Source organism: Pseudomonas sp. W2Jun17 (assembly GCF_023127795.1).
Taxonomy (GTDB): Bacteria; Pseudomonadota; Gammaproteobacteria; order Pseudomonadales; family Pseudomonadaceae; genus Aquipseudomonas; species Aquipseudomonas synxantha_A.
On record NZ_SPKO01000029.1, the window covers coordinates 55,031 to 75,206 of the forward strand.

General features: G+C 61.5%; 13 protein-coding genes. 10 read left to right on the forward strand and 3 right to left on the reverse strand.

The window, feature by feature from the left end:
* From E4O98_RS17360 to E4O98_RS17395, 8 genes are all read left to right on the forward strand, one after another.
* Positions 1-370, forward strand: a 370-nt coding sequence (locus tag E4O98_RS17360; protein ID WP_248091293.1) for a M10 family metallopeptidase C-terminal domain-containing protein, incomplete at its 5' end; no start/stop codon positions are given.
* A gap of 46 nt (positions 371-416) precedes the next feature.
* Positions 417-785: an AprI/Inh family metalloprotease inhibitor gene (locus E4O98_RS17365; RefSeq protein WP_032875255.1), complete on the forward strand. Its 369-nt coding sequence runs from the start codon at positions 417-419 to the stop codon at positions 783-785.
* Between the two features lie 99 nt (positions 786-884).
* Positions 885-2,639 (forward strand): type I secretion system permease/ATPase, encoded by a 1,755-nt coding sequence (locus E4O98_RS17370; protein ID WP_248128781.1) that lies wholly within the window; start codon positions 885-887, stop codon positions 2,637-2,639.
* Positions 2,636-3,949 carry an HlyD family type I secretion periplasmic adaptor subunit gene (locus tag E4O98_RS17375; protein WP_005788451.1) on the forward strand — a complete coding sequence of 438 codons (1,314 nt, stop codon included), beginning with the start codon at positions 2,636-2,638 and terminating at the stop codon, positions 3,947-3,949. The genes E4O98_RS17370 and E4O98_RS17375 overlap by 4 nt, the downstream gene beginning before the upstream one ends.
* 2 nt (positions 3,950-3,951) lie before the next feature.
* Positions 3,952-5,292, forward strand: a complete 1,341-nt coding sequence (locus E4O98_RS17380; RefSeq protein WP_103735195.1) for a TolC family outer membrane protein — start codon at positions 3,952-3,954, stop codon at positions 5,290-5,292.
* Between the two features lie 45 nt (positions 5,293-5,337).
* Complete coding sequence (locus E4O98_RS17385; RefSeq protein ID WP_148853207.1) at positions 5,338-8,295, forward strand: autotransporter serine protease; 2,958 nt, start codon at positions 5,338-5,340, stop codon at positions 8,293-8,295.
* Between the two features lie 114 nt (positions 8,296-8,409).
* A complete protein-coding gene (locus E4O98_RS17390) occupies positions 8,410-11,517 on the forward strand; it encodes an autotransporter serine protease (protein WP_248135775.1) in 3,108 nt (1,035 codons plus the stop codon).
* A 128-nt stretch (positions 11,518-11,645) separates the two neighbouring features.
* Entirely contained in the window at positions 11,646-13,070 is a 1,425-nt protein-coding gene (locus E4O98_RS17395; RefSeq protein ID WP_103735192.1) for a lipase, read from the forward strand.
* Between the two features lie 71 nt (positions 13,071-13,141).
* On the opposite strand, the gene E4O98_RS17400 is transcribed toward E4O98_RS17395, so the two are convergent.
* Positions 13,142-13,366, reverse strand: coding sequence for a YgdI/YgdR family lipoprotein (locus E4O98_RS17400; RefSeq protein ID WP_005788446.1), 225 nt, complete (start codon positions 13,364-13,366; stop codon positions 13,142-13,144).
* Positions 13,367-13,554: 188 nt separating this feature from the next.
* Between E4O98_RS17400 and E4O98_RS17405 the strand changes: the two genes are divergently transcribed.
* Together E4O98_RS17405 and E4O98_RS17410 are read left to right on the forward strand one after the other, a co-directional pair.
* Positions 13,555-15,201 (forward strand): VRR-NUC domain-containing protein, encoded by a 1,647-nt coding sequence (locus tag E4O98_RS17405; RefSeq protein WP_148853213.1) that lies wholly within the window; start codon positions 13,555-13,557, stop codon positions 15,199-15,201.
* Positions 15,198-17,456, forward strand: a complete 2,259-nt coding sequence (locus E4O98_RS17410; protein ID WP_148853215.1) for an ATP-dependent DNA helicase — start codon at positions 15,198-15,200, stop codon at positions 17,454-17,456. Before E4O98_RS17405 ends, E4O98_RS17410 begins: the two co-directional genes overlap by 4 nt.
* Before the next feature lie 126 nt (positions 17,457-17,582).
* Here E4O98_RS17410 and E4O98_RS17415 read toward each other — a convergent pair whose 3' ends face one another.
* Together E4O98_RS17415 and E4O98_RS17420 are read right to left on the reverse strand one after the other, a co-directional pair.
* Positions 17,583-18,533, reverse strand: a complete 951-nt coding sequence (locus tag E4O98_RS17415) for an alpha-E domain-containing protein (RefSeq protein ID WP_005788443.1) — start codon at positions 18,531-18,533, stop codon at positions 17,583-17,585.
* A 2-nt stretch (positions 18,534-18,535) separates the two neighbouring features.
* Positions 18,536-19,945 carry a circularly permuted type 2 ATP-grasp protein gene (locus tag E4O98_RS17420; protein ID WP_248091308.1) on the reverse strand — a complete coding sequence of 470 codons (1,410 nt, stop codon included), beginning with the start codon at positions 19,943-19,945 and terminating at the stop codon, positions 18,536-18,538.
* Between the last annotated feature and the right edge of the window lie 231 nt (positions 19,946-20,176).

Genomic DNA, 20,176 nt, shown 5'->3' on the forward strand with positions numbered 1-20,176 from the left:
AGTCGCCAACACCATCAAGGGCGGGGCCGGCAACGACCTCATCTACGGCGGCGGCGGTGCGGACCAACTGTGGGGCGGGGCCGGCAGCGATACCTTCGTGTACGGTGCCAGTTCCGATTCCAAGCCAGGGGCTGCGGACAAGATCTTTGACTTCACCTCCGGTTCCGACAAGATCGATCTGTCGGGCATCACCAAGGGGGCGGGCTTGAGCTTCGTCAATGCGTTCACCGGCCATGCCGGCGATGCTGTGCTGAGCTATGCCTCGGGTACTAACCTGGGCACCTTGGCCGTGGACTTCTCCGGGCACGGCGTGGCGGATTTCCTCGTCACCACCGTTGGCCAGGCAGCCGTCAGCGACATCGTGGCCTGATGCACGGCGCGGCGCCTCGGCGCCGCGCTCCAGGATGGAGCTTTATATGCCACGTTTTTCTCATTTGATCGCCTGTGCTTCGCAGGTGTTGTTCGTTTTGGCAGGAGCCCACGCAATGGCTAGCAGTCTTGTATTACCGACCTCCGCCCAGTTGGCGGGGCATTGGCAATTGAAGCAGCAGGACCAGGTATGCGCGCTGGATTTATTGGAACAGGCCAATGCCCTGGGAGGCGATATCGCTTGTGTGGAGCAATGGCTGGGCGACAAGCCACAGACGTGGTCGCCAACGCCGGACGGCATTTGGCTGTTTAACGCCGAAGGCTCAGGGATCACGCATTTGAATCGCCAGAAAGAAGGCGAATATCAAGCCCGCACTAAAACCGGGCAAGTTGTCGAGCTGAAACGAATGCCTTAGTTAAAAGTTATAAGCATATAACTCGATTTAGCAGTTGGCCGTGCGCTTCCTCGGCAGGGCGACTATTACGTGCAGTGCGCTCCAGGAAGATAAAACAATATGGCGAAGTCCCAAGGGGTCGCGCCCTTATTCAGGGCGCTGGGTGAATACAAGAGTATTTTGATCAGCGTTGGCTGTTTCACGGCATTGATTAACCTGCTGATGCTGGTGCCGTCGATTTACATGTTGCAAGTGTATGACCGTGTGTTGTCCTCCCAGAATGAAACCACCCTGGTGATGTTGACGCTGATGGTCGTGGGCTTCTTTGCGTTTATTGGCCTGCTTGAAGTTATCCGCAGCTTTATCGTGATTCGCATTGGCAGCCAGTTGGAGCGGCGTTTCAATCTGCGCGTGTACAAGGCCGCATTCGAACGCAACCTGCAACGCGGCCAGGGTCATGCCGGGCAATCCCTGGGCGACCTGACCGCGCTGCGTCAATTCATCACCGGGCCTGCGCTGTTCGCGTTCTTTGATGCGCCATGGTTCCCGATCTATCTGTTCGTGATTTTCCTCTTCAACGTGTGGCTCGGCGTGCTGGCCACGGCTGGCGCGGTATTGCTGATTGCCCTGGCTTGCCTGAATGAATACCTGACCAAAAAACCATTGGGCGAGGCGGGTGTGTTTTCCCAGCAGTCAACCCAATTGGCCACCAGCCACCTGCACAACGCCGAGACGATCCAGGCGATGGGTATGCTCGGTGCGTTGCGCAAACGCTGGTTCGGGGTGCATTCGCAGTTTCTGGGCTTCCAGAACACCGCCAGCGATACCGGGTCGGTCATTACCTCTCTGAGCAAATCCCTGCGCCTGTGCCTGCAATCTTTGGTATTGGGGCTGGGCGCCTACCTGGTGATCAAGGGCCAGATGACCGCCGGGATGATGATCGCAGGCTCCATCCTGATGGGCCGCGTACTCAGCCCCATCGACCAGCTGATCGCGGTGTGGAAGCAATGGAGTTCGGCCAAGCTGGCTTACCAGCGCCTTGATGGGCTGCTGCGTGAATTCCCGCCAGAGGGCGAGCAAATGGCCTTGCCGGCGCCCAAGGGCCAGGTCAGTTTCGAACAGGTCAGTGCTGGCCCACCGGGGCGGCACATGGCGACCTTGCATCAAGTCAGCTTCAACCTGGCGGCCGGTGAAGTGCTGGGTGTGCTGGGCGCGTCGGGCTCCGGCAAGTCCACCCTGGCCCGCGTGCTGGTGGGCGTGTGGCCGACCCTGGCCGGCACCGTGCGGCTGGACGGCGCGGACATTCACCGTTGGGACCGCGACGACCTCGGCCCGCACATCGGCTATTTGCCCCAGGACATCGAGCTGTTCAGCGGCAGCATCGCCGACAACATCGCACGCTTTCGCGAGGCCGACCCGGAGCTGGTGGTCCAGGCCGCGCAACAGGCCGGTGTGCATGAGCTGATCCTGCGCCTGCCCCAAGGCTACGACACGGTGCTGGGCGATAACGGCGGCGGCCTGTCCGGTGGCCAGAAACAACGCGTGGCCCTGGCCCGCGCCCTGTACGGCGGGCCGCGCCTGATTGTGCTGGATGAGCCCAACTCCAACCTTGATACGGTCGGCGAAGCGGCGTTGGCCAGCGCCATCGTGCAGATGAAAGCCCAAGGCAGCAGCGTCGTGCTGGTGACGCATCGCTCCTCGGCATTGGCCCAGGCCGACAAATTGCTGGTGCTCGGCGAAGGCCATCTGCAAGCGTTCGGGCCCAGCCAGGAAGTGCTGCGGGCGTTGTCCGGGCAACAGCAGGAAGCGCCGAAAGAGAAAACCGGTGTCAGTTTCAGTCGTCAGTACCCGGCCGCAAGGAACCCAGGCGCATGAGCAGTATTACGGTAGAACCTCGTTTCAAAGAGCGCGATGCCCGCTTCTTCGTGCGTATGGGCTGGCTGATGACGGTCGTCGGTGCCGGTGGTTTTTTCCTTTGGGCCAGCCTGGCACCGTTGGATCAGGGCATCCCGGTGCAAGGCACCGTGGTGGTGTCGGGCAAGCGCAAGGCCGTGCAAACCTTCAGCCCCGGTGTGGTCAGCCGCATCCTGGTCAAGGAGGGCGAACTGGTCAAGCAGGGCCAGCCGCTGTTTCGTCTCGACCAGACCCAGAACCAGGCCGACGTACAATCCCTGCAAGCGCAGTACCGCATGGCCTGGGCCAGTGTGGCGCGTTGGCAGAGCGAGCGCGACAATCTGCCGAGCATTACCTTTCCCACCGAGCTGAGCGCCAACCCTGATCCAGCCCTGGCGTTGGTGCTGGAAGGCCAGCGCCAGCTGTTCAGCAGCCGCCGCGACGCCTTCGCCCGTGAACAAGCCGGGATTCGCGCCAGCATCGAAGGCGCTACCTCACAGTTGAGCGGTATGCGCCGTGCCCGCAGTGACTTGACCGCCCAGGCCCAATCCCTGCGCGCGCAACTGAGCAATCTGCAACCCTTGGCCGACAACGGCTACATCCCGCGCAACCGGCTGATGGACTACCAGCGCCAGTTGTCTCAGGTGCAGCAGGACCTGGCGCAAAACGCCGGTGAAAGCGGCCGGATAGAGCAGGGCATTGTCGAGTCGCGGCTCAAATTGCAGCAGCACAGCGAGGAGTATCAAAAAGAGGTGCGCAGCCAATTGGCCGACGCGCAATTGCGCAGCCTGACCCTGGAACAGCAACTCACGTCTGCGGGGTTCAACCTGCAACACAGCGAAATCAACGCACCGGCCGATGGCATCGCCGTCAACCTCAGCGTGCACACCGAAGGCGCCGTGGTGCGCGCCGGGGAAACCCTGTTGGAAATCGTGCCCCAGGGCACGCGCCTGGAAGTCGAAGGGCATCTACCGGTGCATCTGGTGGACAAGGTCGGCACGCACTTGCCCGTCGACATCCTCTTCACCGCCTTCAACCAGAGCCGCACGCCACGGGTACCGGGCGAAGTCAGCCTGATTTCCGCCGACCAGATGCTCGATGAAAAAACAGGCGCCCCGTATTACGTGCTGCGCACCAGCGTCAGCGACGCGGCGATGGAAAAACTCCACGGTTTGGTGATCAAGCCCGGCATGCCTGCCGAGATGTTCGTGCGTACCGGCGAGCGGTCATTGCTCAATTACCTGTTCAAGCCGCTGCTGGATCGCGCCGGCTCCGCGTTGACTGAGGAATGAGCATGAAGCCAGTGTTCATTTCGCTATTGCTGGTGTGTGGCAGTGCCCAGGCCGCCATGGGCCCGTTCGATGTTTACGAGCAGGCGCTGCGCAACGATCCGGTGTTCCTCGGCGCGATCAAGGAGCGCGACGCCGGCCTGGAAAACCGCACCATCGGCCGCGCCGGGCTGCTGCCGAGGCTGTCCTACAACTACAACAAGGGCCGCAACAACTCCGAGGCGCATCTGCCCGACGGGCGCGGCGGCAGCTATAGAGACGACCGCAACTACAACAGCTACGGCTCCACCTTCAGCCTGCAACAACCGTTGTTCGATTACGAAGCCTATGCCAACTACCGCAAGGGCGTGGCCCAGGCGCTGTTTGCCGATGAAAGCTTTCGCGACAAGAGCCAGGCGCTGCTGGTGCGGGTGTTGAGCTATTACACCCAGGCGCTGTTTGCCCAGGATCAGATCGACATCGCCCGGGCAAAGAAAAAGGCCTTCGAGCAGCAATTCCAGCAGAACGAGCACTTGTTCAAGGCAGGTGAGGGCACGCGCACCGACATCCTTGAAGCCGAGTCGCGCTACGAGCTGGCCACTGCCGAAGAGATCCAGGCCCTGGATGAGCAGGACGCGTCACTCAGGGAGCTGGGCGCGTTGATCGGCGTGCAAAGCGTCAACATCAACGACCTGGCGCCGCTGAACCAGAGCTTTGCCGCGTTCACCCTGACCCCGGCCAATTACGACACCTGGCATGAGCTGGCGCTCACCAACAACCCGGTGCTGGCTTCACAGCGTCAGTCGCTGGAAGTGGCGCGCTATGAAGTGGAACGCAATCGTGCCGGGCATTTGCCGCGAATCACCGCGTATGCCACGTCGCGCAAACAGGAGTCCGACAGCGGCAACACCTACAACCAGCGCTACGACACCAACACTATTGGCGTCGAAGTGAGCATGCCGCTGTATGCCGGTGGCGGCATTTCGGCCTCCACCCGCCAGGCCAGCCGCGCAATGGAGCAGGCCGAGTACGAGCTGGAAGGCAAGACCCGCGAAACCCTGATCGAGCTGCGCCGCCAGTTCAGTGCATGTCTGTCGGGCGTGAGCAAGCTGCGTGCCTACCAGAAAGCATTGATATCCGCCGAGGCGCTGGTGGTGTCGACCAAGCAGAGCATCCTTGGTGGCGAGCGGGTCAACCTTGATGCGCTGAATGCCGAGCAGCAGCTCTACAGCACTCGCCGCGACCTGGCCCAGGCGCGGTACGACTACCTGATGGCCTGGACCAAATTGCACTACTACGCGGGCAACTTGCGCGACACCGACCTGGCCAAGGTGGACGAGGCCTTCGGCCCGGATAAAAACCTGTAGGAGTTCGCTCCTATAAGGGGAATAACAATAATCAGGAGTGTGCAGATGATCACTGATTCACCGCGTTTCAAACCCTTCACCGCAGGTTCATTGCTGCTGTTGTCCGTTGCGGCACAGGCGCAATACACCGAGACCGGCCAAGCGGGTAACCCGGCCAGTTGGCGTTCGGCCGAATACCAAAGCGATTGGGGCCTGGGCCGTATGAAGGCCGATGAAGCCTACGCCGCCGGGATCAGTGGCCAAGGCGTGAAAATCGGCGCGCTGGACTCGGGCTTCGATGCCAATCACCCCGAAGCCTCCAAAGACCGCTTTCATGCGGTGACCGCCACCGGCACCTATGTCGACGGCAGCGCGTTCAGCACCACGGGCGCGCTCAACCCCAACAACGATTCCCACGGTACTCATGTCACCGGCACCATGGGCGCCGCCCGCGACGGCGTGGGCATGCACGGCGTGGCGTACAACGCGCAAGTCTATGTGGGCAACACCAACGCCAACGACAGCTTCCTGTTCGGCCCGACGCCAGACCCCAAGTACTTCAAGACGGTATACACCGCGATGGTGGATTCCGGCGTGCGCGCCATCAACAACAGTTGGGGCAGCCAGCCCAAGGATGTCAGCTACCAGACCCTCGGTGACCTGCACGCCGCCTATGCCCAGCACTACAACCGTGGCACCTGGCTGGACGCCGCGGCGGATGTGGCCAAGGCCGGGGTGATCAACGTGTTCAGCGCCGGCAACAGCGGCTATGCCAATGCCAGCGTGCGCTCGGCCTTGCCGTATTTTCAGCCGGAACTGGAAGGCCACTGGCTGGCAGTGTCGGGGCTGGATAAGGCTAATAACCAGAAATACAACAAGTGCGGTATCGCCAAATACTGGTGCATTTCCACGCCCGGCGCGCTGATCAACAGCACTATTCCCGACGGTGGTTATGGGGTCAAATCCGGCACCTCGATGTCGGCACCCCATGCCACCGGGGCGTTGGCGCTGGTGATGGAGCGCTACCCCTATATGACCAACGAGCAAGCGTTGCAGGTGTTGCTGACCACTGCCACGCAGCTTGACGGTTCGATCACCCAGGCGCCCAACGCAATCGTCGGTTGGGGCGTGCCGGACCTCGGCCGGGCGATGCACGGCCCGGGGCAATTGCTGGGAGCCATGGATGTGAACCTGGCAGCCGGGCAGGGTGATGTGTGGAGCAACGGTATCTCCGACCAGGCCTTGCTTGCGCGCCAGGCCGAGGACCGCGCCGAGCACAGCGCCTGGCAGCAAACCCTGATCGACAAGGGCTGGCAGAACGGCGTGAGCGCCACCGCCAGCCAGCAGGACCAGACCGACTACGCCATCGGCAACGCCCGCGACCAGGCGGCGGCGAACCGTGTGTATGAAGGCAGCCTGATCAAGTCCGGCGCCGGCAGCCTGGTCCTCAGCGGTGACAGCACCTATCGGGGCGCCACTATCGTCAATGGCGGCCTGTTGGCGGTGAACGGTTCGCTGACCTCGGCAGTCACCGTGAATGACAGCGGCACCCTTGGCGGTTCCGGGCGTATCGCCGCGTTGTCGGTAAACAACGGCGGCCGCGTGGCACCGGGCAATTCCGTGGGCACCTTGCAGGTAGCGGGAGATGTGAACCTCGGCGCGGGCTCGACCTATGCAGTGGAACTGACGCCCACCAGCAGCGACCGTATTGTCGCGGGCGGCAAGGCGGTCCTGGGCGGCGGCACCGTCACCTTGGCGCTGGAAAACAGCCCCACGTTACTCAGTCAAAGTCAGGTCCAAAGCCTGATTGGCCGGCAATACTCGATCCTTGAGGCCGCGGGCGGCATCCAGGGCCAGTTTGGCCAAGTGCTACCCAACTACCTGTTCCTCGGTGGCACCCTCGACTATGCCGCCAACGCTGTGCAACTGAACGTGGGGCGCAACGACGCGAGTTTTGCCAGCGTCGCCGCCACCCGTAACCAGCGCAACGTGGCGGCGGCTGCCGAGCAATTGGGCGCCAGCAACCCGGTGTATGAAAGCCTGTTGCAGTCGCAGTCAGTCGCCACCGCCCAGCAGGGTTTGCAGCAACTGTCCGGTGAAATCTACCCCGCCGTGGGTGCGATGCTGATCAACGACAGCCTGCAACTGCGCAATGCCGTGGGCGAGCGCCTGCGCCACGTACCAGTGAGCGGCGAAAGCAACCTGTGGTTCAAGGCACTCGGTGCCTGGGGCAAGAGTGACAGCCGCAGTGAAACGGCCGGTTCGACCACCTCCATCGGTGGCCTGTTGGCGGGCGTGGATGGCGCACTGGATGAGCAGACCCGCGTGGGTGTGGTCGCCGGTTACAGCGACAGCTCCTTGAATATGGGCAGCGGCACGCACTCATCGGCATCCATCGACAGCTACCACTTCGGCGCGTATGCCGGGCGCGAGCTGGGCGACTGGCGCTTGAGTGTCGGCGGTGCCTACAGCTGGCATCGCGGGGATGTGAAGCGCGACCTGCAATGGGGTGATGTCAGCGGCAAGCAAAAAACCAAGCTGGATGCGACCACAGCGCAAGTCTTCACCGAAGCAGCGTACCGCATCCGCCTGCAAGCGGTGGCCTTGGAACCGTTCGCCAACCTGGCCTATGTGCACCTGAACAGCGAGTCGTTCCACGAAAAAGGCGATGCCGCCGCCCTGGAACGCGGTAGTGACCGTCGCGATGCGGTGCTCAGCACCCTTGGCGTACGGGCATTGAAAACCCTGGCCCTCAATGACCACCAGCAACTGGAACTCTCTGGTTCGTTGGGCTGGCAACACAGCCTCACCGCCGTGGAATCCGAAGAGCACTTGGCGTTTGTCGCAGGCGGCCCTTCATTTGCCGTGCGCAGTGCGCCATTGCTGCGTGACGCTGCTTTGGTGGGGCTGCAAGCCAGCCTGGCGCTGAATGCCGCGACGCGGGTCAACCTGGATTACAACGGCCAGTTGGGTGGCCGCGCGAAAACCCAGGGTGTGGGTTTGAGCCTGAACTGGCAGTTCTGAAGACACCGCGAACAAAAAATGTGGGAGCAGGCAAGCCAGCGCCCACATTGAATCGGCGGTGTTCTGGAGAAAGTGATTTACACACGTGCAATAAGAAAACTAAGGAAGGTCACCGTGAAAAAACGCAAGTCAGGGTTAACTACCGCCATCCACACCGGCCCGGGCTACCCGCTCAAGGCGCTGAGCTGCGTGCCATACGGCGCGTTGCTGTGTTGCCTGGCAAGCCTGGGAACCGCTCAGGCTGCACCCTATGTGGAAACCGGCAAGCTGGGTGATGCCGCCAGTTGGCGCAGCAACGAGTTCAAGGCCGACTGGGGCTTGGGCGCCGTGCATGCCGACACCGCGTATGCCGCCGGCTACACCGGCAAGGGCGTCAAGCTGGGGATCTTTGACCAGCCGGTGTATGCCCAGCACCCGGAATTCGCCAGCCCCGACAAGGTGGTGACGATTGTCACCGAGGGCATTCGCCAATATACCGACCCGTATATCCCGGTGAAGGCCGGTGATGCGTTCCGCTACGACGGCACGCCGTCCAAGGACTCCAACGGCAAGCTGGGTAACCACGGCACCCACGTCGGCGGCATTGCTGCGGGTAACCGCGATGGCGGGCCGATGCATGGCGTGGCGTTCAATGCGCAAATCCTCACCGCCGAAAACGGTGACCCGGGCCCGGAAGACGGGATTATCCTCGGCAATGATGGCGCGGTTTACAAGGCCGGCTGGGACGGGTTGGTTGCCAGCGGCGCACGCATCATCAACAACAGCTGGGGTATCGGCATCGGTGACCAGTACGCCAAGGGCGGCCGCGATCCGGCGTTCCCCAATTTCACCGTGAATGAAGCCCAGGCGCAGTTCAATACGATCCGGCCGATCCTCGGCACGATCGCAGGTGGTGCTTATCAAGGCGCCATCGACGCGGCCCGCAGTGGTGTGCTGACCATCTTTGCCGCCGGTAACGACTACAACCGCAACAACCCGGACGCGATTTCCGGCCTGGCGTACTTTGTGCCGGAGATTGCGCCGAACTGGCTGTCGGTGGCGGCATTGCAGCAGAACCCGGACACCGCCAGCCCTGATCCGTATGTGATCAGCACCTTCTCTTCACGTTGCGGCTATGCGGCGAGTTTTTGCGTGTCGGCACCCGGTACCAAGATCTACAGCTCGATCATCAACGGCACCGACCTGAACAACCTGACCACCGACTGGGCCAACAAAAACGGCACCTCCATGGCCGCCCCCCATGTGGCGGGTGCAGCAGCGGTGCTGATGGAGCGCTTCGAGTACATGAGCGGCGACCAGATCTCCACGGTGCTCAAGACCACGGCCACTGACCTCGGCGCGCCGGGTATCGACTCGCTGTATGGCTGGGGCATGATCAACCTGGGCAAGGCGGTCAACGGCCCGGGGATGTTTGTGACCGCCGAGGACATTCCTGCCGAGTTCCGCATTGAGGGCGCCTATGGCAGCGGCCAGTTCGTCGCGGACCTGCCGGGCGTCGGTGCGGTGGTGGACGCGGGCAAACCGACCCAGCGCATTTGCAACGACGTGCACTGCGGGCTGGATGTGTGGAGCAACAACATTTCAGGCCATGGCGGCTTGACCAAGCAGGGCATCGGCACCCTGGTGCTGGCCGGCGCCAACACCTACAGCGGCCCGACCCTGGTCAACCAGGGCTTGCTGGCGGTCAACGGTTCGGTCACCTCCGATGTCATCGTCAGCCAGGCCGGCGTAATCGGTGGCTCGGGGCGTATCGGCTCGCTGACCGCAAATAGCGGCGGCGCCGTGGCGCCGGGCAATTCCATTGGCACCCTGAACGTGGCGGGTAATGTCACCTTCAACCCGGGCTCGACCTACGCCGTGGAATTATCGCCTGCCAGCAGCGACCGTATCGTCGCCGGGGGTACCGCCACGCTCAATGGCGGCACCGTAACCCTGGCCCTGGAAAACAGCCCGACACTGTTGAGTGCAACCCAGGCCCAAAGCCTGATCGGCCGTCAGTACAACATCCTGCAAGCGGCGGGCGGTGTCACCGGCAGCTTTGGTGCTGTACTGCCCAACTATCTGTTTGTCGGCGGCACCTTGAATTACGCGGCCAACGGTGTGCAGTTAGACGTGACACGCACCAACAGCTTCGCCAGTGTTGCTGCTACACCGAACCAACGCGCCGTGGCCGCAGCCGCTGAGCAATTGGGTGCGGGCAATGGCGTGTATGAAAGCTTGCTGTTGGCACCGACGGCCGCTTCGGCCCAGGGCGCGTTCCAGCAACTGAGCGGTGAAGTCTATCCGGCGCTGCAAACTGCATTGGTCAATGACAGCCGTTATGTACGCGAAGCAGTGGGCGAGCGCCTGCGCAATGGCGAGATGGGCGCAACCAGCCAAGCCATCGACAGCCGTGGCAACGTATGGGTCAAGGCCCTGGGCGCCTGGGGCAAGACCGACAGCCGCAGCGACACCGCTGGCTATAACACCTCCATCGGCGGGATGCTTGCCGGGGTGGACGGTGCCCTCGACGACGCCACGCGCATTGGTCTGGTCGCGGGTTACAGCGATACCTCGCTGAACATGGGCAGCGACACCCATAGCCGCGCCTCGGTCGACAGCTACCACTTCGGTGCTTATGCCGGGCATGAAATCGGCGCCTGGCGCCTGAGCGGTGGGGCGACCTACAGCTGGCACCGCGCCGATGTGAAGCGCGATCTGCAATACGGCGATGTCGCCGGCAAGCAAAAGGCCAAGGTCGATGCGCACAGCACCCAGGTGTTCACCGAAGCGGCGTATCGCATCAACCTGCAACCGCTGGCCCTGGAGCCGTTCGCCAACCTGGCCTATGTGCACCTGGACACGGACAGCTTCAAAGAGAAGGGCGATGCCGCTGCGCTGAAAAGTGGCGACGACAGCCGCGACCTGGTGTTGAGCACCTTGGGTGTGCGCGCCTTGAAGACCTTCAACGTCAACGACCACCAGCAATTGGAAGTCTCCGGCACTCTGGGCTGGCAGCACAACCTGAGCAGCACCGATTCCGAGCAACACCTGGCGTTTGCCTCCGGTGGCCCGTCGTTCGCGGTCGAAAGTGCGCCGATGGTGCGGGATGCCGCACTGGTTGGGGCACGGGTCAGCCTGGCGTTGAGCAAGGATGCGCGGGTGAACTTTGACTACAACGGCCTGCTGGCCAGCAAAGAGAAGGTGCACGGCGTCGGCTTGAGCCTGGACTGGGCGTTCTAAAGGTCAGGTGTAGTTGGTTGTGGCGAGGGAGCAAGCTCCCTCGCCACAGAAGCTCACTCCTACAGTAGGTAACGGATAACAGGTGTTTTGGCTTTCTCTACAAATCCAACAACAGAGAGGCACTACCAATGGGTATCTTTGACTATAAAAACCTCGGCACCGAGGGTTCCAAAACGTTGTTCGCCGATGCGATGGCGATCACGATGTATTCCTACCACAACCTGGATAACGGCTTTGCCGTGGGTTACCAGAACAACGGCTTGGGCCTTGGCCTGCCGGCCACGCTGGTGAGCGCGCTGATTGGCAGCGGCAACGCCCAAGGCGTGATTCCCGGGATCCCGTGGAACCCGGATTCAGAAAAAGCCGCCCTCGACGCAGTGCAACAGGCCGGTTGGACCCCCATCAGCGCCAGCACCCTGGGCTATACCGGCAAGGTCGATGCCCGTGGCACCTTCTTTGGCGAAAAGGCTGCCTACGGTACCGCCCAAGTGGAAGTGCTGGGCAAATACGATGACGCCGGCAAACTGCTGGAAATCGGCATCGGCTTCCGTGGCACCTCGGGGCCACGGGAAAGCCTGATCACCGATTCCATCGGGGATGTGATCAGTGACCTGCTTGCTGCATTCGGTCCCAAGGACTATGCAAAAAATTACGCTGGCGAGGCGTTTGGCAACTTGCTCGGCAACGTCGCTGACTATGCCAGCGCCCAGGGCTTGAGCGGCAAGGATGTGGTGGTCAGCGGCCACAGCCTGGGCGGCCTTGCGGTCAACAGCATGGCGGATCTGAGCGGGAGCAAATGGTCAGGGTTCTACACCGATTCCAATTACGTAGCCTATGCGTCGCCCACCCAAAGCGCCGGCGACAAGGTGCTTAACGTCGGCTACGAAAACGACCCGGTATTCCGGGCGCTGGACGGTTCCTCATTCAACCTGTCGTCCCTGGGCGTACACGACAAACCCCACGAATCGAGCACCGACAATATTGTCAGCTTCAACGACCACTACGCTTCCGCACTGTGGAACGTGCTGCCGTTTTCCATCCTCAACCTGCCGACCTGGGTCTCGCACTTGCCCACCGGTTATGGCGACGGCATGACGCGCATCCTCGAGTCCGGCTTCTACGAGCAGATGACCCGTGACTCCACAGTGATCGTCGCCAACCTGTCCGATCCGGCACGGGCCAACACCTGGGTGCAGGACTTGAACCGCAACGCCGAGGCGCACAAGGGCAATACCTTTATCATCGGCAGCGACGGCGACGACCTGATCAAGGGCGGCAGGGGGGCGGACTTTATCGAAGGCGGCAAGGGTAATGACACGATCCGCGACAGCAGCGGGCATAACACGTTTTTGTTCAGTGGGCAGTTTGGTAATGATCGAGTGATTGGCTATCAGTCGACAGACAAGCTGGTGTTCAACGATGTGCAGGGCAGTCCCGATTATCGCGATCACACCAAGGTGGTGGGCGGGGATACGGTGATTAGTTTTGGTGCCGATTCGGTGACGTTGGTGGGCGTGAGCAGTCTGTCGGGGGAGGGGATTGTTATCGCTTAAGTTGGAATGCGGTTGAAAACTGTGGGAGGGGGCTTGCTCCCTCCCACATTTGATCGGTGTTGATTCGAAGATTAGTTTTCCTTGCGCACCGTGGCTACATCATCGGCCTTGATGCGAATGCGCTTGCCGGCGATATCGGTAAATTCATAGAAGCCGTCGGCTGTCTTGGCGTTGGGCGTGTCCTTGGTCAAATACTGCGTGCCATTTTGCAATGTCACTACCGTTTGCGTGGAGCAACCGGCCAATACCAGAAAAGTGAGTGCAACCAGCGGCAGACCCAAATTCTTCATGTTCATAACCCTTACCTTTAACCCTGAAAAGTCCCGCAGCGTCTGGCTGTGGGCTATAAATGTTACGCGATCAACTCCCTCATCTGATCGTTTTTTTGCAAAAAGTTGCAGGCGCCATTTATCTATTACCGATTGCAACAACGGCTTTGCATCGGCACTCTGTATGCATAACCAGTATTTGACTCCCTTGCGCCATGGCCAACCCCCTCGAAGACCCCTTGTATTACCTGCATAACTTCCGCCAGGTCCTGGCCTGGCTGGGGCAACGCTATGCCGATCTGCTCGATGCGGACGAACAGCATTTCATTCAGCAATTTGACAGGTTGCCCCAGGCGTCCCAGGCGTTATTGGTGCGCATGGTGATGCGCAAGGGTGTGCATTTTCGCGGCGCCAAGCTTAATTATGTGGAAATCGGCTGCCCCCATGCGGCCGCGGGCCCATTACGAGAACTGGGATGGGTGGATGACCAAAGCCCGCTGCCGTTTGCCACCTTGTTCGCCTTGCTGCAAAAGGGCGAAATCCTCGGCGCGTTCAGGCCCTGGATCGATCAGCCCAAGGGCAACAAGGCCACCTGGCTCGAACCGCTGGCGGCGCAGTTCAGCGAGCCGCGCAGTTTTGCTCAATGGTGCCCGGGCTTGGATGATGTGCTCTATAGCCTTACGGTCATGGCGTTGTGTGATCGCCTGCGCTTGATGTTCTTTGGCAACCTGCACCAGGACTGGTCCGAGTTCGTGCTGGCAGACCTGGGCATCTACACCTATGAAAAAGTCGAGATTTGCGCCGAGTCCCGCGGGTTACGCACGCGTGACGACGTGGTGGGGTTCCTGTTCCTGCACCAGTGCCAGCAAGCGTTTGAAGCCGGTGAGGCATTGGACACGCTGCTGGTGCAGATCGCCGGCCTGTGCACCGACAACCCCTGGCTGGAAAAACGCCGCGCCAAGCTGTTGTTCCAGATCGGCCAGTATTGCGAGCGCTGCGCCGAGCTTGCGCTGGCTGAACAGATCTACCTTGCCTGCGCCTATCCCGGTGCACGTGCGCGGTTGATCCGGGTCGTTGAGCGCCAAGAGGATTACGCCCGAGCGCTGGCCCTGGCCACTGCAGCCCAGCAGGCCCCGGAAAGCGCCGCTGAACAACAGCACTTGCTGCGTGTATTGCCGCGCCTGCGCCGCAAACTCGGCGAACCGGCGTTGCCCAAGGCCAAGCCGCAAGCGGTTGCACGCCTTGACCTGGCACTCGCCCAGGCGCCGCTGATGTCGGTGGAATACTGCGTCCAGGCGCACCTGAACGAGCCCGAGGCACCGGTGCATTACGTCGAGAATGGGTTGATCAACTCGCTGTTCGGCCTGTTGTGCTGGGAAGCGATTTTCGCGCCGCTGCCGGGCGCGTTCTTCCATCCGTTCCAGCGTGGGCCGGCGGACCTGCACAGCGAAGACTTCCATCAACGCCGCGAGGCGTTGTTTGCTACGTGTTTCGAGCAACTGGGGGATGAGCGCTACAAGGCCACCATCCGCCAACGTTTTCTGGATAAATGGGGTATCCAATCACCTTTCGTGTTCTGGAACCTGCTTAGCGAAGAGCTGTTGGAGCAAGCTCTGGCCTGCCTGCCCGCCGAGCACCTGCGCCATTGGTTCACACGCCTGCTGCTGGATATCCGCGCCAACCGCACCGGGATGCCGGACCTGATCCAGTTCTGGCCTGCACAAAAAACCTACCGCATGATCGAGGTTAAGGGCCCGGGCGACCGCCTGCAAGACAACCAATTGCGCTGGCTGCAATTTTGCGGCGAGTACCAGATGCCGGTCACCGTCTGTTACGTGCGCTGGGCGGAGCAACCCGCTTGAGTTACAGCGTGGCCGTACGGGCGCTGTGTGAGTTCACGGCCAAGGTCGGCGACCTTGACCTGCGCTTTACCCCGTCGCCCAGCGCCCAGGAAGGTATCGTCGGCCACCGTACGGTGGCGTCCCGGCGCAGCGCGCACTACCAGAATGAAGTCGCCCTGGAGGGGCAATACCAGCAGCTCAACGTGCGGGGCAGGGCGGACGGCTACGACCCCGACGCCAACCGCCTTGAAGAAGTCAAAACCTACCGCGGCGACCTCTCTGCCCAGCCCGCCAACCATCGGCAACTGCACTGGGCCCAGGTCAAGGTGTATGGCTGGCTGATGTGCCAGAAGCTCGGCCTCGGCGAAATCGACTTGGCGCTGGTGTACTTCGATATCGTTGGCGAAGGCGAGACGCTGCTGAACCAACGTTTCGAGGCGGCGCAGCTTGAGCGCTTTTTCAATCAGCAATGTGCGTTGTTCCTCGACTGGGCACAATTGGAAATGCAGCACCGCGATAAGCGCAACAAGGCCGCCCAAGCCCTGGCATTTCCCCATGCCGATTTTCGTCCCGGGCAGCGTACGTTGGCCGAGTCGGTCTACAAGGCGGTCAGCACCGGTCGTTGCCTGATGGCCCAGGCGCCCACGGGCATCGGCAAGACCGTCGGTACCCTCTTCCCGATGCTCAAGGCGCTGGCGCCGCAGCAGCTGGACAAGGTGTTCTTCCTTACCGCCAAAACGCCGGGGCGCAAGCTCGCCCTGGATGCCGCCCAGGTGCTGTACGACAGCAGTCCGGATCTGCCGCTGCGTGTACTTGAACTGGTTGCACGGGACAAGGCGTGCGAACACCTGGATAAAGCCTGCCATGGTGATTCCTGCCCGCTGGCCAAGGGTTTTTACGACCGCTTGCCCGCCGCCCGCCATGCCGCGTCCAGGGTTCGCCTGCTCGATCAGCGCAGCCTGCGCAGTGTGGCGCTGGCCCATGACGTGTGCCCGTATTACCTCAGCCAGGAAATGGCGCGCTGGGCCGACCTGGTGGTCGCCGACTACAACTATTTTTTCGACTTCGGCGCCCTGTTATTCGGCCTGGCGCAGTTGAACCAATGGCGTGTTGCGACGCTGGTCGACGAGGCCCATAACCTGGTGGAACGCGCCCGTTCGATGTACAGCGCCAGCCTCGACCAATACAGCCTCAAGACCTTGCGCGATACCGCGCCCGAGCCGCTGAACAAACCCTTGCAGCGCCTGAACCGCGAGTGGAACGCGTTGCACAAGGAACAAGTCGCGCCGTATCAGGCCTATGCCACCCGGCCCGACAAACTGCTACAGGCCCTGAGCCTGTGCACCAGCGCCATGGGCGACTACTTCAACGATCACCCCGAGTCCCTCAATGGAGACCTGCAAGCCTTCTACTTTGAAGCACTGCAATTTTCCAAGGTGGCCGAGCTATTCAACGAACACTTCATCTTCGACATCAGCAAGCGCCAGTTCAGTGGCAAGCGCAGTAGCTCGACCCTGTGCCTGCGTAATGTGGTGCCGGCCGAATTCATCCGGCCCCGATTGACGGCGGCTCGCAGCAGCGTGCTGTTTTCCGCGACCCTGAGCCCACGCCACTATTACGCCGATTTACTCGGGTTGCCGGCGGATACTGCCTGGGTCGATGTAGAGTCGCCGTTCAAGGCCGAGCAATTGCAGGTCAGCATCGTTGAGCGCATCTCTACACGCTTTGTGCACCGCCAGGCGTCGCTGGAACCTATTGTGGAATTGATCGCCCGGCAATTTGCCGAGCAGCCGGGCAACTACCTGGCGTTTTTCTCCAGCTTCGATTACCTGCAGCAAGTGGCGCAGTTACTCGCCGAGCGACACCCGCAGATTGCACTGTGGCTGCAGTCACGCGGCATGGCCGAGGCCGAGCGCCAGGCGTTCCTGGACCAGTTCACCCAGCACAGCCAAGGCATCGGTTTTGCGGTATTGGGCGGCGCGTTTGGCGAAGGTATCGACCTACCGGGGGCGCGTTTGATTGGCGCTTTTATTGCCACCCTGGGCTTGCCGCAACTCAACCCGGTGAATGAACAGATCAAGGCACGCATGGGCGAGGTTTTCGGCGCGGGGTATGACTACACCTACCTGTATCCCGGCATCCAGAAGGTGGTGCAAGCGGCGGGGAGGGTGATCCGCAGCCAGCACGATCGCGGCGTGGTGATGTTGATTGATGACCGCTTTGGCGAGTCGCGGGTTCGACAGTTGCTGCCGAGGTGGTGGGCGATCAATGTTTGACAGATTACGGCGATTCAAATGTGGGAGGGGGCTTGCTCCCGATTACGGCGTATCTGCCAGCCAGTATGTAGCTGACCCACCGCTATCGGGAGCAAGCCCCCTCCCACATTCGAGCGGTGGTGTTGCTTAGATTACTTCCAGGTAAGAACTGTGTATCGCCCGCGCCAACTCGCGCACGGTGTCGATAAAGTCCGTCAACCGGGCGTGCAGTCCATCTTCCAGAATCTCATCGATCCCGGTATACCGCAGCCTTGCTTCGAACTCCGCCGCCAGGCGCTGCGCCGTGCGTCCGTAACTGCCGGGCAAGTCGGCGAGGATATGGCTCAACTCTTCGATGCACGCGTGCAGCGAGCGCGGGACATCGCTGCGTAACAGCAGTAGCTCCGAGACCGAGCGTGCATTCAGGGCGTTGGGGTATAACTCGGTGTACGCCTCGAACGAGGACAGCGCACGCAGCAGGGCGCTCCACTGGTAATAACCGCGAGCCGACAAGTCGCTGACTTCTTCGGACTCTTCACCAAACATCTCATAGCGCGCATCCAGCAGGCGCAAGGTGTTGTCGGCGCGTTCCACAAAGGTGCCCAGGCGAATAAACCGGTAGGCGTCATTGCGCATGATGGTGCCCGAGGTCGCGCCGCGAAACAGGTGCGAGCGTTGCTTGACCCAGTCGCAGAAGTGGCTGATGCCATGCCGCGCCAGGCCGCCGGCGGCGATGCTGCGCATTTCCAGCCAGGTGGCGTTGAGGTTTTCCCACATATCGGCGGTGATGCGCCCGCGCACGGCGTGGGCATTGCCTCGGGCGGCGCGCAGGCAGTTGTAGATGCTGGCCGGGTTTTCTTCGTCGAGGGCGAAGAAGTGCAACATGCGCTCGGCATCCAGGGTCTGGTGACGCTCCAGGTAGCTGTCCAGGGTGCCGCTGCTGAGCAACGACATTGCCAGCTCATCCAGGCCATCGCTGCGCCCGGCCTGGGGCATCAACGACAGTGAATAACTGACTTCCAACATGCGCGCCAGGTTCTCGGCGCGTTCCAGGTAGCGCGACATCCAGTACAGATCAGCAGCGGTTCTACTCAACATACTCAGCCCTCCACCACCCAGGTGTCCTTGGTTCCGCCGCCTTGCGACGAGTTGACGACCAGCGAGCCTTCCTTCAGCGCCACGCGGGTCAAGCCGCCCGGCACCAGGCGGGTTTCCTTGCCCGAGAGCACGAAGGGGCGCAGGTCGATATGCCGGGGCGCGATGCCGTTTTCGACAAAGGTCGGGCAGGTGGACAGGCTCAAGGTCGGTTGGGCGATGTAAGCGTGGGGACGCGCCTTGATGCGCTGGCGAAAATCTTCGATCTCGGCTGCGCTGGAGGCGGGGCCCACCAACATGCCGTAGCCGCCGGAACCCTGGGTTTCCTTGACCACCAGTTGTTCCAGGTTGGCCAGCACATGGGACAGTTCATCGGGCTTGCGGCACTGGAAGGTCGGTACGTTTTGCAGCACTGGCTCCTCGTCCAGATAGAAGCGGATCATCGCCGGCACATAGGGGTAGATCGACTTGTCGTCAGCCACCCCGGTGCCGATCGCGTTGGCGAGCACCACATTACCCGCGCAATAGGCCGCCACCAGGCCGGGTACGCCGAGCATTGACTTGGGGTTGAACGCCTCGGGGTCAAGGAAGGCGTCGTCGATGCGCCGGTAGATCACGTCCACCGCCTTGGGGCCATCGGTGGTGCGCATGAATACCTTGAGGTCGTGCACGAACAGATCGGCGCCTTCGACCAGCTCCACGCCCATTTCCCGCGCCAGGAACGCGTGTTCGAAAAAAGCGCTGTTGAAGCGCCCAGGGGTCAATACCACCACATTGGGGTTATCGAGGCGGCTGGCGCTTTTCAAGGTCTTGAGCAGCAGGTTGGGGTAGTGGTCCACCGGCGCAATGCGTTGCTTGGCGAACACTTCCGGGAACAGGCGCATCATCATCTTGCGGTCTTCGAGCATGTAGCTCACGCCGCTGGGGGTACGCAGGTTGTCTTCGAGCACGTAATAGGTGCCGTCGCCGTCGCGTACCAGGTCGACACCGGAGATGTGCGAGTAAATGTCGCGGTGCAGGTCCAGGCCGACCATCGCCTTCTGATAGCCCTCGTTGCCCAGCACCTGTTCTGCCGGAATGATCCCGGCCTTGATAATGCGCTGGTCGTGGTAGATGTCGGCGAGGAACATGTTCAGTGCGTTGACCCGCTGGATACAGCCGCGCTCGATCAGACTCCACTCACTGGCGGGGGTGCTGCGGGGGGTGATGTCGAAGGGAATCAGGCGTTCGGTGTCTTGCTCGTCGCCATACAGGGTGAAGGTGATCCCGGCGCGATGGAACAGCAAGTCGGCTTCACGGCGACGCTGGGCCAGCAGTTCCGGCGGCGTGTTGGCCAGCCAGCGGGAAAAATCCTGATAGTGGGCGCGGCATACGCCGTTTGCGTCATTCATTTCATCGAAGAAAGTTCGAGCCATTCCAGTACCTTGTCAGTGCCGAGGGTTTCCTGGGTGGCACTGCCGCTTAAAAAACGCATGTTCTTATGAGCCCGTGGCTGAGGGTGCCAACAGGCCTGGTCCTTACTTTCTTATGGAGTCGGCTCTGGGTCGCGGGGTAACGAATGCTCCTGTTTTCGGGTAGATGAATGGATAAAGCAAGGGATGTGCCGGAACGCACACAAGGTGGCAATTACCTATGGCGAGCGAGCT